General features: G+C 68.7%; 14 protein-coding genes. 6 read left to right on the forward strand and 8 right to left on the reverse strand.

The window, feature by feature from the left end; all coding sequences use genetic code 11:
• Positions 1–744 precede the first annotated feature (744 nt).
• Positions 745–1068: a YbjQ family protein gene (locus ACFO6S_RS11740; protein WP_378417110.1), complete on the forward strand. Its 324-nt coding sequence runs from the start codon at positions 745–747 to the stop codon at positions 1066–1068.
• 35 nt (positions 1069–1103) lie between these two features.
• Here ACFO6S_RS11740 and ACFO6S_RS11745 read toward each other — a convergent pair whose 3' ends face one another.
• Together ACFO6S_RS11745 and ACFO6S_RS11750 are read right to left on the reverse strand one after the other, a co-directional pair.
• Entirely contained in the window at positions 1104–1667 is a 564-nt protein-coding gene (locus tag ACFO6S_RS11745) for a hypothetical protein (RefSeq protein ID WP_378417112.1), read from the reverse strand.
• Between the two features lie 70 nt (positions 1668–1737).
• The gene (locus ACFO6S_RS11750; RefSeq protein ID WP_378417114.1) at positions 1738–2247 is read right to left on the reverse strand and encodes a hypothetical protein; all 510 of its coding nucleotides are present in this window, start codon (positions 2245–2247) and stop codon (positions 1738–1740) included.
• A 490-nt stretch (positions 2248–2737) separates the two neighbouring features.
• Here ACFO6S_RS11750 and ACFO6S_RS11755 point away from each other — a divergent pair, with 490 nt between their 5' ends.
• On the forward strand, positions 2738–5077 hold the full coding sequence (locus tag ACFO6S_RS11755) for an arylsulfatase (protein ID WP_378417115.1): 2340 nt from the start codon (positions 2738–2740) through the stop codon (positions 5075–5077).
• A gap of 134 nt (positions 5078–5211) precedes the next feature.
• Here ACFO6S_RS11755 and ACFO6S_RS11760 read toward each other — a convergent pair whose 3' ends face one another.
• From ACFO6S_RS11760 to ACFO6S_RS11770, 3 genes are all read right to left on the reverse strand, one after another.
• Complete coding sequence (locus tag ACFO6S_RS11760; protein WP_378417117.1) at positions 5212–7830, reverse strand: winged helix-turn-helix domain-containing protein; 2619 nt, start codon at positions 7828–7830, stop codon at positions 5212–5214.
• 164 nt (positions 7831–7994) lie between these two features.
• Complete coding sequence (locus ACFO6S_RS11765; RefSeq protein ID WP_378417119.1) at positions 7995–8378, reverse strand: hypothetical protein; 384 nt, start codon at positions 8376–8378, stop codon at positions 7995–7997.
• 23 nt (positions 8379–8401) lie between these two features.
• Positions 8402–9805 carry an NAD(P)/FAD-dependent oxidoreductase gene (locus ACFO6S_RS11770; protein ID WP_378417121.1) on the reverse strand — a complete coding sequence of 468 codons (1404 nt, stop codon included), beginning with the start codon at positions 9803–9805 and terminating at the stop codon, positions 8402–8404.
• A 265-nt stretch (positions 9806–10070) separates the two neighbouring features.
• Here ACFO6S_RS11770 and gdhA point away from each other — a divergent pair, with 265 nt between their 5' ends.
• A complete protein-coding gene (gene gdhA / locus ACFO6S_RS11775; protein WP_378417123.1) occupies positions 10071–11420 on the forward strand; it encodes an NADP-specific glutamate dehydrogenase in 1350 nt (449 codons plus the stop codon).
• A 282-nt stretch (positions 11421–11702) separates the two neighbouring features.
• Here the strand turns inward: gdhA and ACFO6S_RS11780 are convergent, their stop codons facing one another.
• The gene (locus ACFO6S_RS11780; RefSeq protein WP_378417125.1) at positions 11703–13394 is read right to left on the reverse strand and encodes a DEAD/DEAH box helicase family protein; all 1692 of its coding nucleotides are present in this window, start codon (positions 13392–13394) and stop codon (positions 11703–11705) included.
• 187 nt (positions 13395–13581) lie between these two features.
• Here ACFO6S_RS11780 and ACFO6S_RS11785 point away from each other — a divergent pair, with 187 nt between their 5' ends.
• Entirely contained in the window at positions 13582–13977 is a 396-nt protein-coding gene (locus ACFO6S_RS11785; RefSeq protein ID WP_378417127.1) for a hypothetical protein, read from the forward strand.
• Between the two features lie 7 nt (positions 13978–13984).
• On the opposite strand, the gene ACFO6S_RS11790 is transcribed toward ACFO6S_RS11785, so the two are convergent.
• Positions 13985–15061: a tyrosine-type recombinase/integrase gene (locus ACFO6S_RS11790; RefSeq protein ID WP_378417129.1), complete on the reverse strand. Its 1077-nt coding sequence runs from the start codon at positions 15059–15061 to the stop codon at positions 13985–13987.
• A 70-nt stretch (positions 15062–15131) separates the two neighbouring features.
• Here ACFO6S_RS11790 and ACFO6S_RS11795 point away from each other — a divergent pair, with 70 nt between their 5' ends.
• Positions 15132–16025, forward strand: a complete 894-nt coding sequence (locus tag ACFO6S_RS11795) for a Rossmann-fold NAD(P)-binding domain-containing protein (RefSeq protein ID WP_378417131.1) — start codon at positions 15132–15134, stop codon at positions 16023–16025.
• 171 nt (positions 16026–16196) lie between these two features.
• Positions 16197–18518 carry an ATP-binding protein gene (locus ACFO6S_RS11800; protein ID WP_378417133.1) on the forward strand — a complete coding sequence of 774 codons (2322 nt, stop codon included), beginning with the start codon at positions 16197–16199 and terminating at the stop codon, positions 18516–18518.
• 24 nt (positions 18519–18542) lie between these two features.
• Here ACFO6S_RS11800 and ACFO6S_RS11805 read toward each other — a convergent pair whose 3' ends face one another.
• The gene (locus ACFO6S_RS11805) at positions 18543–18743 is read right to left on the reverse strand and encodes a hypothetical protein (protein WP_378417135.1); all 201 of its coding nucleotides are present in this window, start codon (positions 18741–18743) and stop codon (positions 18543–18545) included.
• Between the last annotated feature and the right edge of the window lie 42 nt (positions 18744–18785).

An 18785-nucleotide genomic window follows, 5' to 3' on the forward strand; every position in this document is an offset into this window, starting at 1 on the left:
ACGATCGTGCGCCCAGGCAGAACTCGGATACAACCGGGTGTTGACTCTGGGAAACGGCATCTGCGCCGGATTGATGAGCGTCTCCGGGACTGCGTTCGACGGCCCCCTGTGGGACTACTCCGAGGGCCGAGGGGCTGTACATTCCGTCGAACTGCGAATCTCGCAGGGCTTCTCACCGCTGGGCAACTGGGGATCGACCACCCTGGCCTGCGACGTCACTGCGATCATCGATTGGCAGAACCTCGACACCGGTCACAGCGGCACAGCGAGTCGGCCCATACCCGCCGGCAACACCAGCTCCCAACCGATGCTCATGCATGTGGGTACGGGCCCGGGACGGGTTCGGCTCACCATGCGAACCGACCACCCGAGCATTCCGGTTTCCGCGGACGTGGTCGTCCCCTGACGCAGGTCACCGCACAGCACGACAGCTCGGCGACTTCTCGTACCCACAGGGCGTGAGGTCGCCTGGCAACGCGCCTGCTGATAGCGCCTCTTAGGTCAGTATTTCCGATACCCACAAGACTTGGAACTCATCCAGATTTGTGTGATCCGGAGTCGTCCTCAAGCGCGATTACAGACCGGTAGACCTGTCCAATCCGCATGCAGCCCACCACCCTCCGTCATTGGTGAACACCCCTGAATCAATCAATACATCCATCCGTTACTGGCACGGTGACGGTGTATCTTCCGACCCTTCCGGGGCGAAGCGCGCCGGGAGAAGTCGCTGCGTATGCTCGGCCGATGTTGATTAGCACCATGAATGACCTGCCCGGCTACGCCGTCGACGAGGTGCTAGGCGAAGTGTTCGGGCTCACCGTCCGCTCCCGCCACATCGGCTCGCAGATCGGCGCGTCGCTGAAGTCCATCGTCGGTGGCGAGCTCAAGGGCATGACCAAGATGCTCGCCGAGGGCCGCCAGGACGCGCAGGAGCGGCTGGTCGAGGAGGCCGCCGCCAAGGGTGCCAACGCGGTGCTTGCTTTCCGGTTCGACACGTCCGAGCTCGGCTCGACATGGACCGAGATCTGCGCCTACGGCACGGCGGTCAAGGTCTCGCGCACGGCCTGACGGCGACCTGGAACGAGGTCCGCCGGATCGCCGCTTCACCTGCCCGAGACCGACGAGGGCACGGCGGGTGCGGCAAGCGGCCCCGGCGCGTGAAGGAGATGAACTTCGTCTGGGAGCACCCACTGCGGCGCGGTGATCTCGAGGAGCGGCGGCACCCGGCGCGACAAAAGAAGGGGCCGCCACCGCCGCTGTCGAGAAATGGTGGCGACCGCCTCCGGCGAGCCTCCCGCGGGACGACGACCCAGCCGCTGATGCCCTTGTTCATGCAGGACAGGTCGCAACCGATTGACCGGAGTGAATGAGCGACGATGAGGGACAGTCGCGAGGGCGGGTGGCACGGTGAGCAGGCTGAAGCCGATCATCCTGCGCGCCGCGACGTGATCGCGGAACACGAGGTCCAGTACGAGTGAACTCGTCCAGGCGTCGAGCGGGACGGTGACCGTCATCGGGTGCACGGGATGTCCGAGCCAGGTGCCGCGGAGGATGCCGGCCACCGGTCGGTCGGCTAGCCCACGCAGGATGCGGGTCTGCATGGCGTCGCCGACGGTGTCGAGGGCGGACACGGTTTCGGCGCGGCCCAGCATGTCTCGAATGCTCATGTTTCCGGCGTACCCGATTCGGAGCCGGGTGAAACGCGTGCACGCCCGAACGGGTGCCGGGTGGCATGGACTAGGGGACCGGGAACACTCCGACGCCCGGGGTGATCGTGATCAGGTAGCCGCCGGGCATGTCGACGGTGGCGGTCGCGGTGACCGTGCCGCTGCCGGTGGCTGCCGTGGCGGAGGCGTAGCGGCACCAGTCCTCGGGCGCGACGGGCCGACTGTGGTCGGGTGTCACGCGCCGGAGCACGGTGGTGCCGGCGGCGCCCGAGGTCAGGTTCAGCCACCGCACCGACACGTCGAGGCACCACACCCCGGGCGGTGGGGGCTCCGTCGCGAAGGTCACCTCGCCGGGTGCGTTCGGTGCTGCTGTCGGCGTCACCGTCGTCAGTTGCGGCACGCAGGTCCACACGGCCAACCCGCATCCCGCGACGTACCTCACCGGGACCTGGAACAACGTGCTCGTCGCCGGATTCGTGTTCGCGGTTGCCGCGGCGGCCGAGACAGGAGGTAGGGCCAGGACGGCTGCGGACGCGACGGCTCCGGCAAGGACCGAACGACGAATTCCGGTGGCGCGCATGGCGTGACCTCCGCGTGGGACCTGGCCCGACCCTGCTGTGGTGCAACGGTACGCGCGCTGAGGGACCGGCGTCGATGTGTTCGGGCAGAACAGCCCGTACAGCGAGCCGGTTCCGGCCTCCGTGGGAGCCGGCCACGCCCACCGATGCAGGCGTGCGGGGCCGCGGCGCACATCCTGAAGTGGGACTCGCTCTCGCCTGAACATCGCATCACGGGACCGGGAAATCTCAGGACCCGGATTGACCGGCATCTGAGGTCGGAGGCGGCTTGCCTGCGTCACGGCTCGGAACGCGGCGGTGCCGGTGGTCCCCGGAACGGCATTTTCGGTTCCGCTCCGCCGCGCTGTCCAGTGGCGCGACGTCGTTGTCGAGGGTGCGGACGACTTCCGGCGCAGAACTCATCCCGTTGGTGTGATGTGGACGGTCGGCAGGTGGTCCACAGTGTCGGTGTAGCTCACCGATTCCGAAGGTCCTGACAGGAGTGAAATGCCGATGCCCTCCACTCGCAGCGTGACTGCCACACAGCCGCTGCCACCAGCGCCCGTGTTGCCCTTCCCCCAGACTCCGAGCGGCAGCGTCGCCGGCATCACGATGCAACAGTCCACCTATTCACGGGCACCGGTCGAACCCCGCCTCCCTGCTGATGCCCCGAACATCCTGATAGTCCTGATCGACGATGCCGGCCCGGCCCTGCCGTCGACGTTCGGCGGTGAGATCAGCACCCCGACGCTGGACCGGGTGTACGGGCAGGGCATCGGATTCAACCGATTTCACACCACCGCGATGTGCTCACCGACACGAGCCTCGCTGTTGACCGGCCGCAACCACCATCGCGTCGGCGCCGGGCAGATCGCCGAGTTCGCGAACGACTGGGACGGATACTCCGGCCGCATTCCCCGCGAGGCCTCGACTCTGCCGGAAACCTTGAAGCACTACGGCTATGCGACGAGCGCCTTCGGCAAGTGGCACAACACGCCGCCGAACGAGACGTCGGCGGCGGGCCCGTTCGAGAACTGGCCGACCGGACTCGGCTTCGAATACTTCTACGGATTCCTGGCCGGAGAGGCATCCCAGTACGAGCCGAACCTGGTGCGCAACACGACCAGCGTGCTACCTCCGAAAACCGCGGAGGAGGGCTACCACCTCTCGGAAGACCTGGCTGACGACGCGATCACCTGGCTGCAGAGGCACAAGACCCTACGGCAGGATTCACCGTTCTTCATGTACTGGGCCAGCGGCGCCATCCACGGCCCGCACCACGTACCGAAGGAATGGGCGGACAAGTACTCCGGAAAGTTCGACGACGGCTGGGACGCCTACCGCGAACGGGCACACCGGCGCGCGATCGAGAAGGGATGGATCCCGGAGGGCACCGTTCTTACCGAGCGCGACGAGGCCCTGGCCGCATGGGACGACATCCCCGACGACGAGAAGCCGTTCCAGCGCCGACTGATGGAGGTGGCGGCCGGCTACGCCGACCACGTCGACCACCAGGTCGGGCGGCTCCTCGACGAGGTCGAGGACCTCGGGTACGGCGACAACACCCTCGTGTTCTACATCTGGGGTGACAACGGCTCGTCCGCGGAAGGTCAGGGCGGCACGGTCAGTGAACTGTTGGCGCAGAACGGGATTCCCAGTACCACGCGGCAGCACATCGATGTGCTCGAGGAGTTGGGCGGGCTCGACGTGCTCGGCAGCCCGCTGACCGACAACATGTACCACGCCGGGTGGGCGTGGGCCGGATCCGCTCCGTACAAGGGCATGAAACTGCTGCCGTCGCATCTGGGCGGCACCAGGAACCCGATGGCCATTCGCTGGCCCGAGCGAATCAAGCCCGACGACAGGCCGAGAACGCAGTTCCACCACTGCAACGACATCGCGCCGACCGTGCTGGAGATCCTGGGCATCACCCCGCCCACACAGGTCAACGGGGTGACGCAGAAGCCGATGGACGGCACCAGCTTCGCCTACGCCATCGACGACCCCGACGCCGTGGGACGACTGCGAACCCAGTACTTCGAGATCATGGGCAGCCGGGCGATCTACCACGACGGCTGGATGGCGAGCGCGCGCGGCCCGCGCCTGCCGTGGATGCCCGGACTCCCGCCGGGAATCCAGAAGTGGACTCCCGACGAGGACGTGTGGGAGCTCTACAACCTGGACGAGGACTGGTCCCAGGCACACGACCTGGTCGAACAGCATCCCGACAAGCTCCGGCAGCTCCAAGACCTGTTCCTGGTCGAGTCGGCGAAGAACGATGCGCTCCCCGTCGGCGGTGGACTGTGGGTCATGGTGTTGCACCCCGAGGACCGTCCGCAGTCGCCCTATCGCGAGTGGGAGATGTTCGCTTCCACCCTCCGCGTCCCGGAAAGCAGCGCACCGACTCTCGGCAACCGGTCCAACATGGTGACCATCGAGGCAGAGCTACCCGAACGTGCATCGGGTGTGCTCTACAAACTCGGTCAGGGGTCGGGCGGGCTGACGCTGTTCCTCGACGAGGGCGTGCTCCGTTACGAGTACAACCTGTTCATGATCAACCGTACCAAGATCACCTCCGACCGGATTCTGGCCGCAGGACCGGCCAAGATCACTGTCAGGACGGTTCGGCAAAGCCCCGCACCGGACTCCGGACTCGATATCGAACTTGCCGTCGACGGTGAAACAGTCGGCGTCGGCACGGTCCCGCTGTTGGCCGGCATCGGGTTCTCCGCCAACGACGGACTCGACATCGGGCGGTCCCTCGGCTCGCCGGTGTCCCTGGACTACCGCGACCGTGCGCCGTTCCCGTTCAACGGTTCGATCGGGCGCGTTCACATCGCCTACACCGACTAGTCACTGTCAGCGGTGGCGTTGGGCGTTCGCGTCTCTGCCGTTGTCGGGTGGCTTGTTTCGAGTCACCCGGCAACGGGCGGTGCACCCGCGAAATGCTCACGACAACTTTGCACGACATTGGGCAGCCCATGCGATCACAGCGCGATCCGCATTGCCTCCCGGCGACTGTCCACGCCAAGCTTGCGATAGATCGTGCGTTGGTGCGATTTGACGGTGTTGATCGAGAGATTCAGCGTCTTCGCGATCTCGGGACCTGTCAGAGGGGTGCGCAGGTAGGTCAGGATCTCGCGTTCGCGTTTGGTCAGCGTCGGGCCGGTGTCGAGGTCCCGCCAGTCGTCCCCGCCCGCGATCCGTGCGGCCAGGAAATCGCCGTGCCGGGTGCCTGCGGTCGCATGGGCGACAAGCAGTCGGTGGAGCGTCGAGTCGGAGGAGGAGAACGGCCGCGCCACCCCTTCCGGTTCGGCGAGGTCGAGCGCGGCCTCGAGCAGACGGTGCGCGTCGCCGCGGTTGCCGCCATCCCATCGCAGCGCGGCCTCCGTGACGAGCGAACTCACCCGGGTGTACTGCGGGACCGCGGCGGGAAGCGTCCGGAGCAGCGCACGCGCCTGGTCCGGCTGACCCAGTCTCCGGTACAGCTCGGCCACCAGCGCCGTCGCGACCGGGACATGGGAGGCCTGCCCGATCAGGCGGGCCATCGCGAGTGCCGTCGCGTGGTCGCCACGTGCTTCGGCAAGCTTGGCGCGCGCGAGAAGCTTGTACGTCGGCCAGGGCATCCCATGCTCCGGGGTGTCGGGGATCCGCGCCGCCTCGGCCTCTGCCTCACTCAACAGGGAGAGTCGCCCCGTCGACGCCGCCACCAGAGCGAGGTACACGCGTGCCAGCGCGCGATAGCTGGCCGAGGTGGTGGGCGCGGCCACGACTGCCCGGAGCGTTGTCAGTGCGTCCGCCAGGTTGGCCTGCCAGTAGTCGATGAACCCGGCGGCGAACATCTCAATACCGCCGTCGTAGGTCTGCCACTGTTGTGACTCATGCCCGGCCGGCGACGTCAACTCGTCGAGGGACCCGCGGGCGGCGGTGAAATCGCCCCGGAACGCCAACGCGAAGGCAAGATTGACGCCGCAGTTCCGGGCGAGGAAATGTTGCCCGGCAGCCTCGCATTCGGTCATCGCGGACCGCAGCAACTGCGCTGCGCGAGCGGGATCACGGCGCAGGCGCATCTCCGTCCAGCCCAGCATGAACAGGGCGGACGCGTAGAGGGAGGGGGGCACGTCCCGCGCCGATCCCAGAGCGGAGTGCACCTGGTCGCATGCCTGTAGCAGCGTGGCGTGCGCATCGGCGACCATCAGTGTCGCCAATGCCAAAACCAGTGTCACCGAGGCGCCGGAGTCGTCCGTCGCCGTGTTCGCGCGGCCCGTCAGCAGTGCCGCCGCGGTCCGGTCGCCGAGTACGTCCTGGCAGCACGCGCGAATGTGGAGTATCTGGGCGTGTCCGGACCACGGCTCGGGAAGGTCGCGGCACGCACGGTCGAGCAGGTCGGCGCGAGACTGCAACACCAGTGACAGCCACTGCTCGCCGATGATGCGAACGGCCATCGCGGGATCGTCACCACGCAGTGCGTGGTCCACCGCCTCCAGCGGGTTGCGTCCGGACAGCTCGTTTGCCGCGAGTCGCTCGACGCTGTGTGCCTGTTCGTGATCTCGGCGCGCCAGGATCACCCTGCAGTGGCGGGCGAACACCGAATGCCATCGGTACCCCACCCCGGCTCCGGGCTCTGGGATCAGGCGGTCGAGAAACAGTCCTCGGCGCACGCATTCGTCGAGTAGTGCGGCGCTGTCGTCTCTGCCGCTGACTGCGGCCGCCAGTGCCGCATCGATGTCCGTGGCACAGGTCGTGGCGAGGACGAAGGACGCCAGGGCCGTAGGCAGTTGGTCCACGATCTGGGTCTCGATGTAGTCCGTGAGGAGCGGATCGGAGTCAACCCGTAGCCGCGGTACGGCCACTTCCTGCCCCACCGAATGCGGAGGTGCCATCAGCGACAGCCGGACCGCGGAGGCCCATCCGTCCGTGCTCCGCCGTAGGTCCTCCGCCGCGGTCGGCGAGACCTCGCGATCCAGAGCGGCAGCTGCCTGGCGAATTTCGGACTCGGTGAAAGCGAAATCCGAAGCCTCGATGATGCTCACCTGCCCGGACACGAGCGCCCTGCTGAGAACCGCCGCAGGAATCACCCTCCCGGCCAGTACGATCCGCAGTGTCGGCGGTCCGACGTCGATCAGGGTCGCGAGAACCGACTCCGCCAGTGCCTGCTCCGGCCAGTGGACATCGTCCACGACGAGGGTGACCGGTTCGGCAAACGCGTTGCACGCATCGAGCAACGCGCGGTGCGCGTCGTCGATCGAGGGCGACTTGGCGTCCGCGACAACGGATGCTTCGTCCCAACGAGGCCCGGAGTTTGCTGTGAGCTGTCCCAGCGCGGTCAGAACACCGCAGAGGATGTGTCGTGCACTGATGTCGAACCGCGTCAGCGACAGCCAGGCCACCGATGTCGCGGCCGGACGGGTGCGCGCCCAGTGGCTGAGCGCAACGGTCTTGCCGGAACCGGCAGGAGCGCTGATCGCCGTAATTCGGTGTCTGGTCACGGAATCGTCGATCATGGCGGTGACCCGGTCCCGTTCGACGGTCACGCCATCGCACTCAGGCGGTGTGACCAGGAACCATGGTGCCGGGGTGACCATCACCGCGCTTTTGTGATCCATGACAGTGAGTCTATGGAGGCGACGTACCGGGCAGTGCACCGGAGGGCGTGTCGATGCGCGACGAGGGGGTCCGGATTCTCTTGTAGCTGTCCGGTTGCTGCTGGATCTGGTGCCGGACGGTCTCGCGCGTTCGTCGCCCGTCGGCACCACCGTGGGGTCGCCGATCAACCCCGACTGCCGCGCTCGCTGGCTGCCCTCCGCATGCGGAGCGCGGCAGTGATGGTGCCGGACAACGCGAGGCCCCCGCCGAGGTAGCCGACGAGCATGGGGGAGAAGACCTCCGGTTCGTTCCCGTGGCGCAACCACCAGAAGTACCCGAACCCGGCTGCCGCCAACCCCAATGCGACGGAGGTGATCTGGACTCCGAGTCCGCGCCGCGACAGGAGCCGGGTGAAGCCGGCGGCGACCGCGGCGAAGATGCACACGAATATCGAACTGACGAGCCATGTCCCGGCTCGGAACTGCGCCGCCAGCAGCGCCGAGACGAAACCCGCACCCAGCATCACCAACTCGGGCGACGGGGTGCGGGTTCGGCCGGATCGACTCACGGCCGTGCTCGTTCCGGGGCGGACTATCCCGCGCGTTCCTCGCCCGTGAACACCACCGACGGGTCCCCGATCAACCCCGCGTGCCTCGCCCGCTCGTAGTCCTGCAGGTCCTCGATCGCGACGCGGGCGAAGACCTGCTGCTCGGTCGAGGCCATCTGCGCGCGCCCGCGGCCGAGGAAGGTCACCGCCCACGACAACATGGTGGAGAACTTGCTGCGGAACCCGACCAGGTACATCAGGTGGATGCCGAGCCAGGCGACCCAGCCGATGAAGCCGGTGATCTCGAGCTTGCCCACCTTGGCCACCGCGCTGAACCGCGAGATCGTCGCCATCGAGCCCTTGTCGAAGTACTTGAACGGCTGCCGGGTCGCCGGGTCGTCCCCGGCGAGGTTCGCCTTGATCTGCTTGGCGGAGTACTTGCCGCCCTGCATGGCGACCTGGGCCAGACCGGGCAGGCCGTCCAGGGCCATCATGTCGCCGACGACGAACACCTCGGGATGGCCGGGCAGGGTGAGGTCCGGCAGCACGTGGACGCGTCCGGCGCGGTCCACCTCGGCGCCGGACTGCTCGCCCAGCTGCTTGCCAAGCGGGCTGGCCTGCACGCCGGCCGACCACACCTTGCACTGCGACTCGATGCGCCGCTCCGAGCCGTCCTTGTCCTTGACCACCAGGCCCTCCGCGTCGACGCCGGTGACCATGGCGTTCGGCTGGATCTCCACGCCCATCTTCTCGAGCCGGGCGGCCGCGTTCGCGCTGAGCTTGCCGCCGTACACCGGCAGCACCACCGGCGCGCCGTCGAGCAGGATCACCCGGGCGCTGCCGGGGTCGATGCTGCGGAACGCGCCCTTGAGGGTGCGGTGGGCGAGTTCGGCGATCTGACCGGCCAGCTCCACGCCGGTGGGACCGGCGCCCACGACGACGAAGGTGAGCAGCCGGGCCACCTCCTCCGGGTCCTGCGAGAGCTCGGCCTGCTCGAACGCACCCAGGATGCGGCCGCGCAGCTCGAGGGCGTCGTCGATGGTCTTCATGCCGGGTGCGAACTTGGCGAAGTGGTCGTTGCCGAAGTACGACTGCCCGGCGCCTGCCGCGACGATCAGGCTGTCGTACTCGGTGACCGTGGTGCGGTCGAGCAGCCGCGAGGTGACGGTCTTCGCCTCCAGGTCGATCGTCTCGACGTCGCCGAGCAGCACGTGCGCGTTGCGTTGCTTGCGCAGCACCAGGCGGGTGGCCGGGGCGATGTCGCCGACCGACAGGATCCCGGTGGCCACCTGGTAGAGCAGCGGCTGGAAGAGGTGGTGCGTGGTGCGGGCGACGATCGTGACCTCGACATCGGCCCGCTTGAGCGCCTGGGCGCCGAACAGTCCACCGAATCCGGACCCGATGACCACGACGCGATGGCGGGGCGTGTCCGCCGACTGGATGCTCATGAGGCGTTCCTCCGCAGGTGTAGACGACCTGTCACACGGTAGTCGCAACCCCCATTTCGGGGGGGCTCTCGACACGGTCCGCCCGCGGTCGTGTCGACCCCACGCCCACGGGCTCGTTTCCGCCAGCTGACCGGTGCCGTTGCCGTCAGGTGAAAGATTTCTCACTGCCCTATTCCTATCGGTGTGAGTTGGGGGTGTGATTGCCTGTAGTTTCAGGTGCCATGAGTTTCAGGTTTCAGGTAAATCGAGTAGGAGGGATGCTGCAGTGAGTGGGCAGGTCCGAGCACAGGTCGACAAGTACTTCGAGGACGTCGCGCGTCGTAACGCCGGCGAACCCGAGTTCCACCAGGCCGTTACCGAGGTCTTCGAGTCACTGACGGTGGTGCTCGAGCGCAACCCGAAGTACGCCGACTTCGGTTTGATCGAGCGGCTCTGCGAGCCCGAGCGGCAGATCATCTTCCGGGTGCCGTGGGTCGACGACCAGGGCAACGTGCACGTCAACCGCGGTTTCCGCGTGCAGTACAACAGCGCACTCGGCCCGTACAAGGGCGGCCTGCGTTTCCACCCGAGCGTCAACCTCGGCATCGTGAAGTTCCTCGGCTTCGAGCAGATCTTCAAGAACTCCCTCACCGGCCTGCCCATCGGCGGCGGCAAGGGCGGCTCGGACTTCGACCCCAAGGGCAAGTCCGAGGGCGAGATCATGCGCTTCTGCCAGTCGTTCATGACTGAGCTGCACCGCCACATCGGCGAGTACACCGACGTCCCCGCGGGTGACATCGGCGTCGGCGGCCGCGAGATCGGCTACCTGTTCGGCCAGTACAAGCGGCTCACCAACACCTACGAGTCGGGCGTGCTCACTGGTAAGGGCATCACCTGGGGCGGTTCGCGGGTCCGCACCGAGGCCACCGGCTACGGCGTCGCGTACTTCGTCGCCGAGATGTTCAAGGCCAAGGGCGAGAGCCTCGAGGGCAAGAACGTCGTCATCTCGGGCTCCGGCAACGTCGCGATCTACGCCATCCAGAAGATCCACCAGCTCGGCGGCACCGCCATCGCGTGCTCCGACTCCTCGGGCTACATCGTGGACAAGAAGGGCCTCGACCTCGACCTCCTCAAGGAGATCAAGGAGGTCCGTCGCGGCCGCATCAGCGAGTACGCCGACGCGGTCCCGCACGCCGAGTTCATCGCCGGCGGCTGCATCTGGGACGTGCCGTGCGACGTCGCGCTGCCGTGTGCCACGCAGAACGAGCTCGACGAGGACGCGGCCAAGACCCTGATCGCCAACGGCGTCCAGGCAGTGGCCGAGGGCGCGAACATGCCCACCACCCCCGGCGCGCTGCAGGCGTTCCGCGGCGCGGGCGTCGCCTTCGCTCCGGGCAAGGCCGCCAACGCCGGTGGCGTTGCGACCTCCGCACTCGAGATGCAGCAGAACGCCTCGCGCGACTCCTGGAGCTTCGAGTACACCGACGAGCGGCTGGCCGGCATCATGCGCGGCATCCACTCGCGGACCATCGAGACGGCCGCCGAGTACGGCAAGCCGGGCGACTACGTGCACGGCGCCAACATCGCCGGCTTCGTCAAGGTCGCCGACGCCATGTTCGCCCTGGGTGTCATCTGATTCGCTGCACCACAGCTACTGACGCTCCGCTGAGCCGACGCCCACGCGGGTGACCGGACCGGACGGAACTTGATCTCGGTCCAATGACGTACCGAGATCAATGTCAATCGAAAGTGCTTGACCCGCAAGAATTCTCCACCTGCAGCCGAGTGCCGACAACGGCGTCGTGCGCTCGCTGAAGTGGGGGATCCGCCCCGACAGCGTGGGCGTCAGCGGTCCCAGCTCGTCACCGAACGCCTCGATCGCCATCCGGCGACCGCGGCGTTCTTCTCGTTTCCGGGGTCAGTCGAAGGCGTCGTCGGGCAGCCAGTCCGCGTCGAACAGCGCCGCGAGGCTGCGGAACGTGCTCAGGTCGCCGTCGACGGACGCCGACGTCACCAGCAGCCGCTGCACCATGGTCTGGCCTGCGGACTCCTCGACGGTGTCCGTGCTGTAGAGCAGCCACCACGGGCACACCTGGTAGTCGCGGTGCGCGCGGCCGATGGTCTGACGGGCGGCGATGCCCGAGTACCGCGGCTGGTGGAAGAACCCGACCCGCGGCGTGGCCGTCGCGGTGGTCCCGTCCGCGAGCTGCTCGTTCGCGTGCAGGCTGATCGAGCTGGTGGTGTTGAACACGCAGACCCGGCTCTCGCCGCGCTGGAAACGCAGCCGCTCTTCCTCCGCGTCGGCGCGGCCGCCGAAGATCCGCGACACCGCGATGCCGCGTTCCTCGAGTTGGTCCGCGATCGGCGCGGCGGCCGTGGAGACCATCTCCGTGGCCACCAGCACCTGGTAGCCGCGCTCGACGTGCGCGGCCACGAGCTCGACGGTGTGCGGCACCCGGATCATCCCGGCCTTCTGCCGGAACCGCACCAGCGCGGCCCGGCCGCGGGCGGTGTCCGACCCGGTGCGGGCGATCTTCATCTCGCGCCGGTAGGCACCCCACTCCATCTCGTAGGCGAGCACCTCGGCCGGCGTCAGGTCGACACCGAGACCGTCGATCGGGGCGGGTCCCCAGGGCGCGTCGCGGTGCAGCATCAGCGGCGGGGTGGCCGCGGTCAGCCAGGTGCGGACGGTCTCGACCGCCCGGGCCTGCAGGGCCGTCGAGGCCTTCGCCTCCGGCGACCACTGCCAGCGGCCCAGGTACCGCTCCAGCGGCAGCCCGGCGTCGGCGAGCCGGGCGCCGAGGTCGTCCCAGTGCTCCGGCGGTTCGTCGTGGATCTGCGCGAACAGCGACGACAGGTACAGCCACTCGCCCGGGTGGTGGCCGGGGGTCGCCGTCATCGAGATGACGAACGGCGCCTTCTCCGCCGGGTCCAGCAGCCGGTTGATCCGCCGCTGGTACCCGGTGCGCTGGGACCGGTGCCGGAAGTTGTGCGCCTCGTCGTTGACGACGACGTCGAACCGACGCGGCCGACCGTTGCCGGCGATCAGCTTCTTGAGCTGGTCGGGCGAGATGATCAGCCAGCGGTAGCCGCCGTCGCCGACGGCGGCGATGCTGGCCCGCCAGTGCGGGACGGTGATCGAGGCCGGGCGGTCGACGGTGACCAGGATCGTCGTCCCGCCGCGCAGGGCGGCGACGGCCTTCGCGGCGACGACGGCGGAGAGCGTCTTGCCCATCCCGGGGTCGTCGAAGAGCGCGAACCCCCGCGCCGCGTGCCGGGCGGCCAGTTCGATGGCGTCGGCGGCCTCGAGCTGCTCGGGGCGCGGTGTCTTGGGCGCCGCCGTCGGGGGCGGGCCGGGCTCGGAGTTCAGGTCGTCCTCGACCCAGCGCGGGTAGGTGTACGGCTTGGTGGCGAAGGGACGCAGTTCGTCGGGCAGGGTCGGGCCGACGTAGGCGTGCACCCGCGGCTTCGGGTACCACCGGGACCCGGGTGCGGGGGTGCGGAACGGGACGTCGAGGATCCAGATCCGCTCGCCGGGACCGGCGACGGGCAGGTCCGCGGGGGCGGCGGCGCGAGGGTTCTTGCGGCGGGTCCGCGGGCGTGGGGGCACCGGGCCGAGCCTAGCGGTCGGGGGAGTCGTGGCCGGTCAGAGCACGTGTGCGCGTCGGCGGCCGCGGTCGTCGAGGGCTCGAATTGGGGGCAGATTTTATGCCGTCCAATCGCTAGTCTAGTGGATGATCCTGACGGTCTACGACCTGTTCGGGGCCGTCTTCCTACTCACGGAGGAGCCCCCCAAGATGAAACTTCAAAGAGCCGCGGCGATGTCCGTGGCAGTTGTGGCGACAGTGGGGATGGTCGGGGCTGGTACTGCATACGCCAGCCCGCCACCGACACCGGACGCGACGGTGCAGCACCTGCCCGACACCGCCGGCGTGGTGCCCCAGGACGTCTACAGCCAGCCCGCGTACCAGAACATGATCACCCAGATCGAGAAGGGCTGGTTCAACGGCGGCGCCCAGGTGGCCGGCATCGGTGCGGGCGTCGGCGCGGTGGTCGGCTGCGTGCTGTTCCTGTTCGTCGGCTGCATCCCCGGCGCCGCGATCGGCGCGGCCATCGGAGCTGCCAACGGGGTGACCAATGCGAACCCCGATGCCGCTCCGGCGGTGTTCGACTTCGTCAAGACACTCCCGTAGGAAGGCGTCAGCCGATCTCGTCGGTGGCGGACGCGGCGCCGAGCACCCGCGCGGCGCCGCGCGCACCCCTGCCGACGAGGTCGTAGGCGGGGTTGAGCGCGGCCGCGTCCCGCACCGCGCCGCCCGCCCCCACCGTGTACCGCTGGGTGGTGGTCATCGACTCGTGCCCCAGCATGCGCATCAGCGTGTAGATGCTCACGTTCTGGTCCGCCATCGCAGTCGCGAAGGTGTGCCGGAGCTGGTGCACCAGTGCGCCTTTCGCGCGGTCCCCGTTGATGCCGGCCCGCCGGTAGGCGCGTTCGACGCGGTACTGGAGCGTGCCGCGGGTGATCCGGCTGCCGTCGCCCCCGACGAACATCGGGTCCGCGGGCCGGAAACGCTCCCACGGGTCGGCGTCCGGCGACAGCCGGCCCTTCGCGGTGTCCGGGAACCGCTCGGAGCGACTGAGCAGGTAGTGGCCGAGCACGTCGACCACCGCCGGCTCCACGGTGACGACGCGCTCCTTGTTGCCCTTGCCGTGGACGTGGATCACCTTCGCCGCGCCCGCACCGCCGTCGGTGGTGTCGCGCAGGTCGCCCAGGTCGACGGCGATCAGTTCGGCCATCCGCATGCCGGTCAGCAGCCCGGTGAGGATCAGGGCCAGGTCGCGTTCGGGCCAGGCCCGCGAACCACTGTCGTCGGACGACTGCAGCGTCGTGACCAGTCGCTCGATCGAGTCCGCCTGGAATGCCTTCGGCAGCGTCTTGGGGGCCTTCGGTCGCAGGACCGCGGACATCGGGTTGGCGACGATGGCGTCGAGCGAGAACAGGTAGTCGCACAGCATGTTCCAGGTGGACCAGCAGCGGCGGATCGAGGCGGGCTGGTGGGTGCGAGCGTAGCGGGCGAAGGCGGCCCGCATCGTGGACTTGTCGACGGCGTCGAGCGCGAGTTCGTCGGCGGCCGTGCCGGTGACCGCGGCCAGCGCGTCGGCGATGACCTGGTAGTCCTGCCGGTAGGCCTTGAGGGTGTTCGGTGAGGGTTTGGCGGTGCTCCGGTGGACGAGGAAGTCCTCGAACCACGATGTGAGCCGTTGCTGTCCTGCCATGGGTAGATCTTGCCCGATCGGACGCGGCGAAAGCCAACGGCGACAATCGGATCCGAGTAGACGATGACGCATGCAGTCGAGCGTCCAGGCCATGGAGGGTCTGGACGCGGGCCGGTTGACTACTCCCATGACGACGACACTGGTACTCGGCGGGACAGGCAAGACCGGCAGCAGGGTGGCGGCGCGGCTGCGTGACCTCGGCGCGAACGTGCGCATCGGCTCGCGTGCCGCCGAGGTGCCCTTCGACTGGGACGACGACGGCAGCTGGGCGCCGGCGCTGGACGGCGTCGACGCGGTGTACATCTCCTACTACCCCGACGTCTCGTTCCCCGGTGCGGCGGAGCGGGTCGGCGCGTTCGCCCGCGCGGCCGTGACCAGCGGCGCGCGCCGGCTGGTGCTGCTGTCCGGACGCGGCGAGCCGGACGCCGTGCCGACCGAGGACGCGGTGCGCGGCGCAGGCGCCGAGTGGACGGTGCTGCGCTGCGCCTGGTTCGCGCAGAACTTCAGCGAGCACTTCCTGCTCCAGCCGGTGCTCGACGGCGTGATCGCGCTGCCCGCGGGCGATGTCGCCGAGCCGTTCCTCGACGCCGAGGACGTCGCCGACGTGGCGGTCGCGGCGCTCACCCGGGACGGCCACGCCGGGCGGACCTACGAGCTCACCGGGCCCCGCCTGGTCACCTTCGCCGACGCCACCGGCGAGCTGGCCCGGGCGACCGGCCGCGGCATGCGCTACCTGCCGATCACCGTCGAGCAGTATGCCGACGCGGCCGAACGGGCAGGCGTCCCGGCCGAGGAGGTCGAGCCTCTGTGCGAGCTGTTCGACCGCGTGCTCGACGGGCACAACGCGCACCTGACCGACGACGTCGAGCGGGTCCTGGGTCGGCGTCCCCGCGACTTCGCCGACTACGCGCGGGACGCCGCGGCCACCGGCGTCTGGTCGGCGGATCCGGTCTCGGTCGACTGACTCCGGAGGGCGGACGGGGAGCGACGATGCCGGCCGCCGACCGGGCCCACCCGGTCATGCGTGGGGCGCGGAGGGCGGCTGCGAACCTCCGCGTCCGACGGACAGCCCTCCGGGCGGCGGCATGCCACGTACCGTGGAGACATCGGGACAGTCGACGGAAGTGACGCTTCGATGACGCTCGCCGCACCGGGCATGGTCGGGAACCTGCCCATCGCCTTGACCAGTTTCGTCGGCCGTCGTCGTGAGTTGAGCGAGGCACGGCGGCTGCTGGCCACTGCGCGTCTGGTGACGCTGACCGGGATCGGCGGGGTCGGCAAGACCAGGCTCGCGTTGAAGGTCGCCGAGGACTCTCGACGGGCCTTCGGTGACGGCATCCGGCTGGTCGAGCTCGCCGAGGTCCACGACCCGGAGTCCCTGAAGGACGCGGTCGCGATTGCCGTCGGACTCCGCGTCCGCGCCGCGCGTCCTCCGCTGGACATGTTGGTGGAGTACCTCGCACCGCGCCGGCTGCTGCTCGTGCTGGACAACTGCGAGCACCTGGTCGAGACGGTCGCGCCACTGTGCGAGGTGCTGTTGCGCAGGTGCCCCGAGGTGCGAATTCTGGCATCGAGCCGCGAGCCGCTGGGCATCGACGGGGAGGCGGTCCTACGGGTTCCGCCGTTGTCCCTCCCGGATCCGCGGCACGCATCGCAGTTGGATGGACTTCCGCAGTACGAGGCGGTCACGTTGTTCGTCGAGCGTGCCACGGCAGCCGTGCCCGAGTTCGCGCTCACCGAAGAGAACCAGGACGCCGTCGTCGGGATCTGTCGCCAGTTGGACGGTCTGCCGTTGCCGATCGAACTGGCGGCGGCACGGTTGCGGGCGATGTCCCCGGAACAGATACGGGACCGACTGAGCGACCGCTATCGGTTGCTGAGCAGGGGAAGTCGTTCCGCCCCGACGCGACAGCAGTCGCTTCGTGCGTGCGTCGACTGGAGTCACGACCTGTGCACGGAGCAGGAACAGAAGCTGTGGCATCGGCTGGCGGTCTTTGCGGGCAGCTTCGAACTGGATGCAGCCGAGGGCGTCTGCTCCGAGGGCTCGGCCGACGGCGACCTGTTGGACGGGGTGGCCTCCCTGATCGACAAGTCGATCCTGATCCGCGAGGAGCCGGGTCGTGCCGTGCGGTACCGGATGTTGGAGACGATCCGCGACTACGGCGAGGAAAAGCTCCGTGAGTCCGGCGAGCACGCGGCGTTCCTCCGGAGGTACCGCGACTGGTACGAGCGGCTGGCGCTGCAGGCCGAGGGCGAGTGGATCAGCCCTCAGCAGGTGACGTGGATCGCCCGCCTCGAACGTGAGCAGGCGAATCTGCGCGACGCGCTGACGATCAGCCTCACCGGGGACGGGGAGGACGCGGCCGTCGGGCTGCGGATGGCCACCGCGTTGTATCCGTTCTGGCTCTCCCGCGGCCGTCTCAGCGAAGGACGCCGCTGGCTCGAGCGTGCCTTGGCCCGCCCGAGCGCGGCCACGACGGCGGAACGCGCCAAGGCGCTGTACGCCTGGAGCGCCCTCGCCTCGATGCAGGGCGATGTCCAGGCCGGGATGGCCCGTGTGCGGGAGGCGCGTGAACTGATCCGGGAGGGCGACGACGCCGTGTCGGACGCCCTGATCACCCACGTCGAGGGCCTGCTGGCGCTCGCGGACGGTGACTTCGATCGGGGTGTCGAGTGTCTGGAGGCGAGCCTGCGTGTCTTCCGCGCGGAGGGCATGCGGCTGCAGATCGTCGAGGACCTGGTCGGGCTCGAGTTGGCCACGGTGCTGCTCGGCGATGCCGAACGGGCCGCCGCGTGGCACGCGGAGGTGCTCGCGATCACCGAGCCCTGCGGCGAGGCCGTCTTCCGGACCTACGCGTTGTGGGCCGCGGGCATGGCGGAGTTGCGGCGGGGCGACCCCGCGAAGGCGGTCTCGGTGTTCGAGGAGGGACTGCGGCTGACGCGGTCGGTGGACGACCCGCTGAGCGCCGCCTGGTTCCTGGACGTGCTGGCGTGGATTGCGGCCGCGGCGCGGGACTTCGGCCGGGCGGCGACCCTGCGGGGTTCGGCCATGGCGATGTGGCAGATCGTGGACGGACCGACGGTCCGATTCCCCAGCCTGCTCGTGCACCGCGACGAGTGTCGGGAGCAGATCGTCGGTGCCATCGGCAAGCGGGGCTACGAGGCGGCGCTCCGCCACGGCCGGGAGCTGACATTCGAGGGTGCGGTTGCGTTCGCGCTCCGGGAGAAGGATGCGGTGGAACCCGAGCAGGACGACGCCGCACCGAACCTGACCCGACGCGAGCGGCAGGTTGCCGACCTGGTGGCGCAAGGACTGACGAACAAGGCGATCGCCGAGCAGTTGGTCATCTCTCCGCGCACCGCTCAGGGCCACGTCGAGCACGTGCTGACCAAGCTCGGCTTCACCTCCCGGAGTCAGATCGCGGCGTGGACCGTCGAGCGCACCCGTGATCGGTAGGGGAGGCCGACTGTTCCGCGCGACTCAGACGCCCGGTCGGGTCCCGGACAGGTCGCGGAAGGTCAGCATGAAGCCGAAGATCGCGAACAGCACCGCGAGGATGTAGCCGCCAACCGCGAACCAGGTGGGCCCGGAGGTGGCCGTGACGATGAACAGTGCCATCGCGGCAAAGACAAAGAGGATGCCGTAGAACGGCGTCCGCTGCGGATGATCGCCCCTGGCCATGGCTCGCTCCCGGTGTCGATGTGACTTCCGACGAATCCAGTG

This window comes from Rhodococcus kronopolitis, from assembly GCF_042654025.1.
GTDB lineage: Bacteria > Actinomycetota > Actinomycetes > Mycobacteriales > Mycobacteriaceae > Rhodococcus_G > Rhodococcus_G kronopolitis.

Bases quoted from the DNA above. Each gene is read 5' to 3' on its own strand.
- ACFO6S_RS11760 (WP_378417117.1), bottom strand. From the start codon at position 7,830: ATGGATCACAAAAGCGCGGTGATGGTCACCCCGGCACCATGGTTCCTG.
- ACFO6S_RS11785 (WP_378417127.1), top strand. From the start codon at position 13,582: ATGAAACTTCAAAGAGCCGCGGCGATGTCCGTGGCAGTTGTGGCGACA.
- ACFO6S_RS11800 (WP_378417133.1), top strand. From the start codon at position 16,197: ATGACGCTCGCCGCACCGGGCATGGTCGGGAACCTGCCCATCGCCTTG.
- ACFO6S_RS11750 (WP_378417114.1), bottom strand. From the start codon at position 2,247: ATGCGCGCCACCGGAATTCGTCGTTCGGTCCTTGCCGGAGCCGTCGCG.
- ACFO6S_RS11790 (WP_378417129.1), bottom strand. From the start codon at position 15,061: ATGGCAGGACAGCAACGGCTCACATCGTGGTTCGAGGACTTCCTCGTC.
- ACFO6S_RS11745 (WP_378417112.1), bottom strand. From the start codon at position 1,667: ATGAGCATTCGAGACATGCTGGGCCGCGCCGAAACCGTGTCCGCCCTC.
- ACFO6S_RS11755 (WP_378417115.1), top strand. From the start codon at position 2,738: ATGCCCTCCACTCGCAGCGTGACTGCCACACAGCCGCTGCCACCAGCG.
- ACFO6S_RS11805 (WP_378417135.1), bottom strand. From the start codon at position 18,743: ATGGCCAGGGGCGATCATCCGCAGCGGACGCCGTTCTACGGCATCCTC.
- ACFO6S_RS11740 (WP_378417110.1), top strand. From the start codon at position 745: ATGTTGATTAGCACCATGAATGACCTGCCCGGCTACGCCGTCGACGAG.
- ACFO6S_RS11770 (WP_378417121.1), bottom strand. From the start codon at position 9,805: ATGAGCATCCAGTCGGCGGACACGCCCCGCCATCGCGTCGTGGTCATC.
- ACFO6S_RS11795 (WP_378417131.1), top strand. From the start codon at position 15,132: ATGCAGTCGAGCGTCCAGGCCATGGAGGGTCTGGACGCGGGCCGGTTG.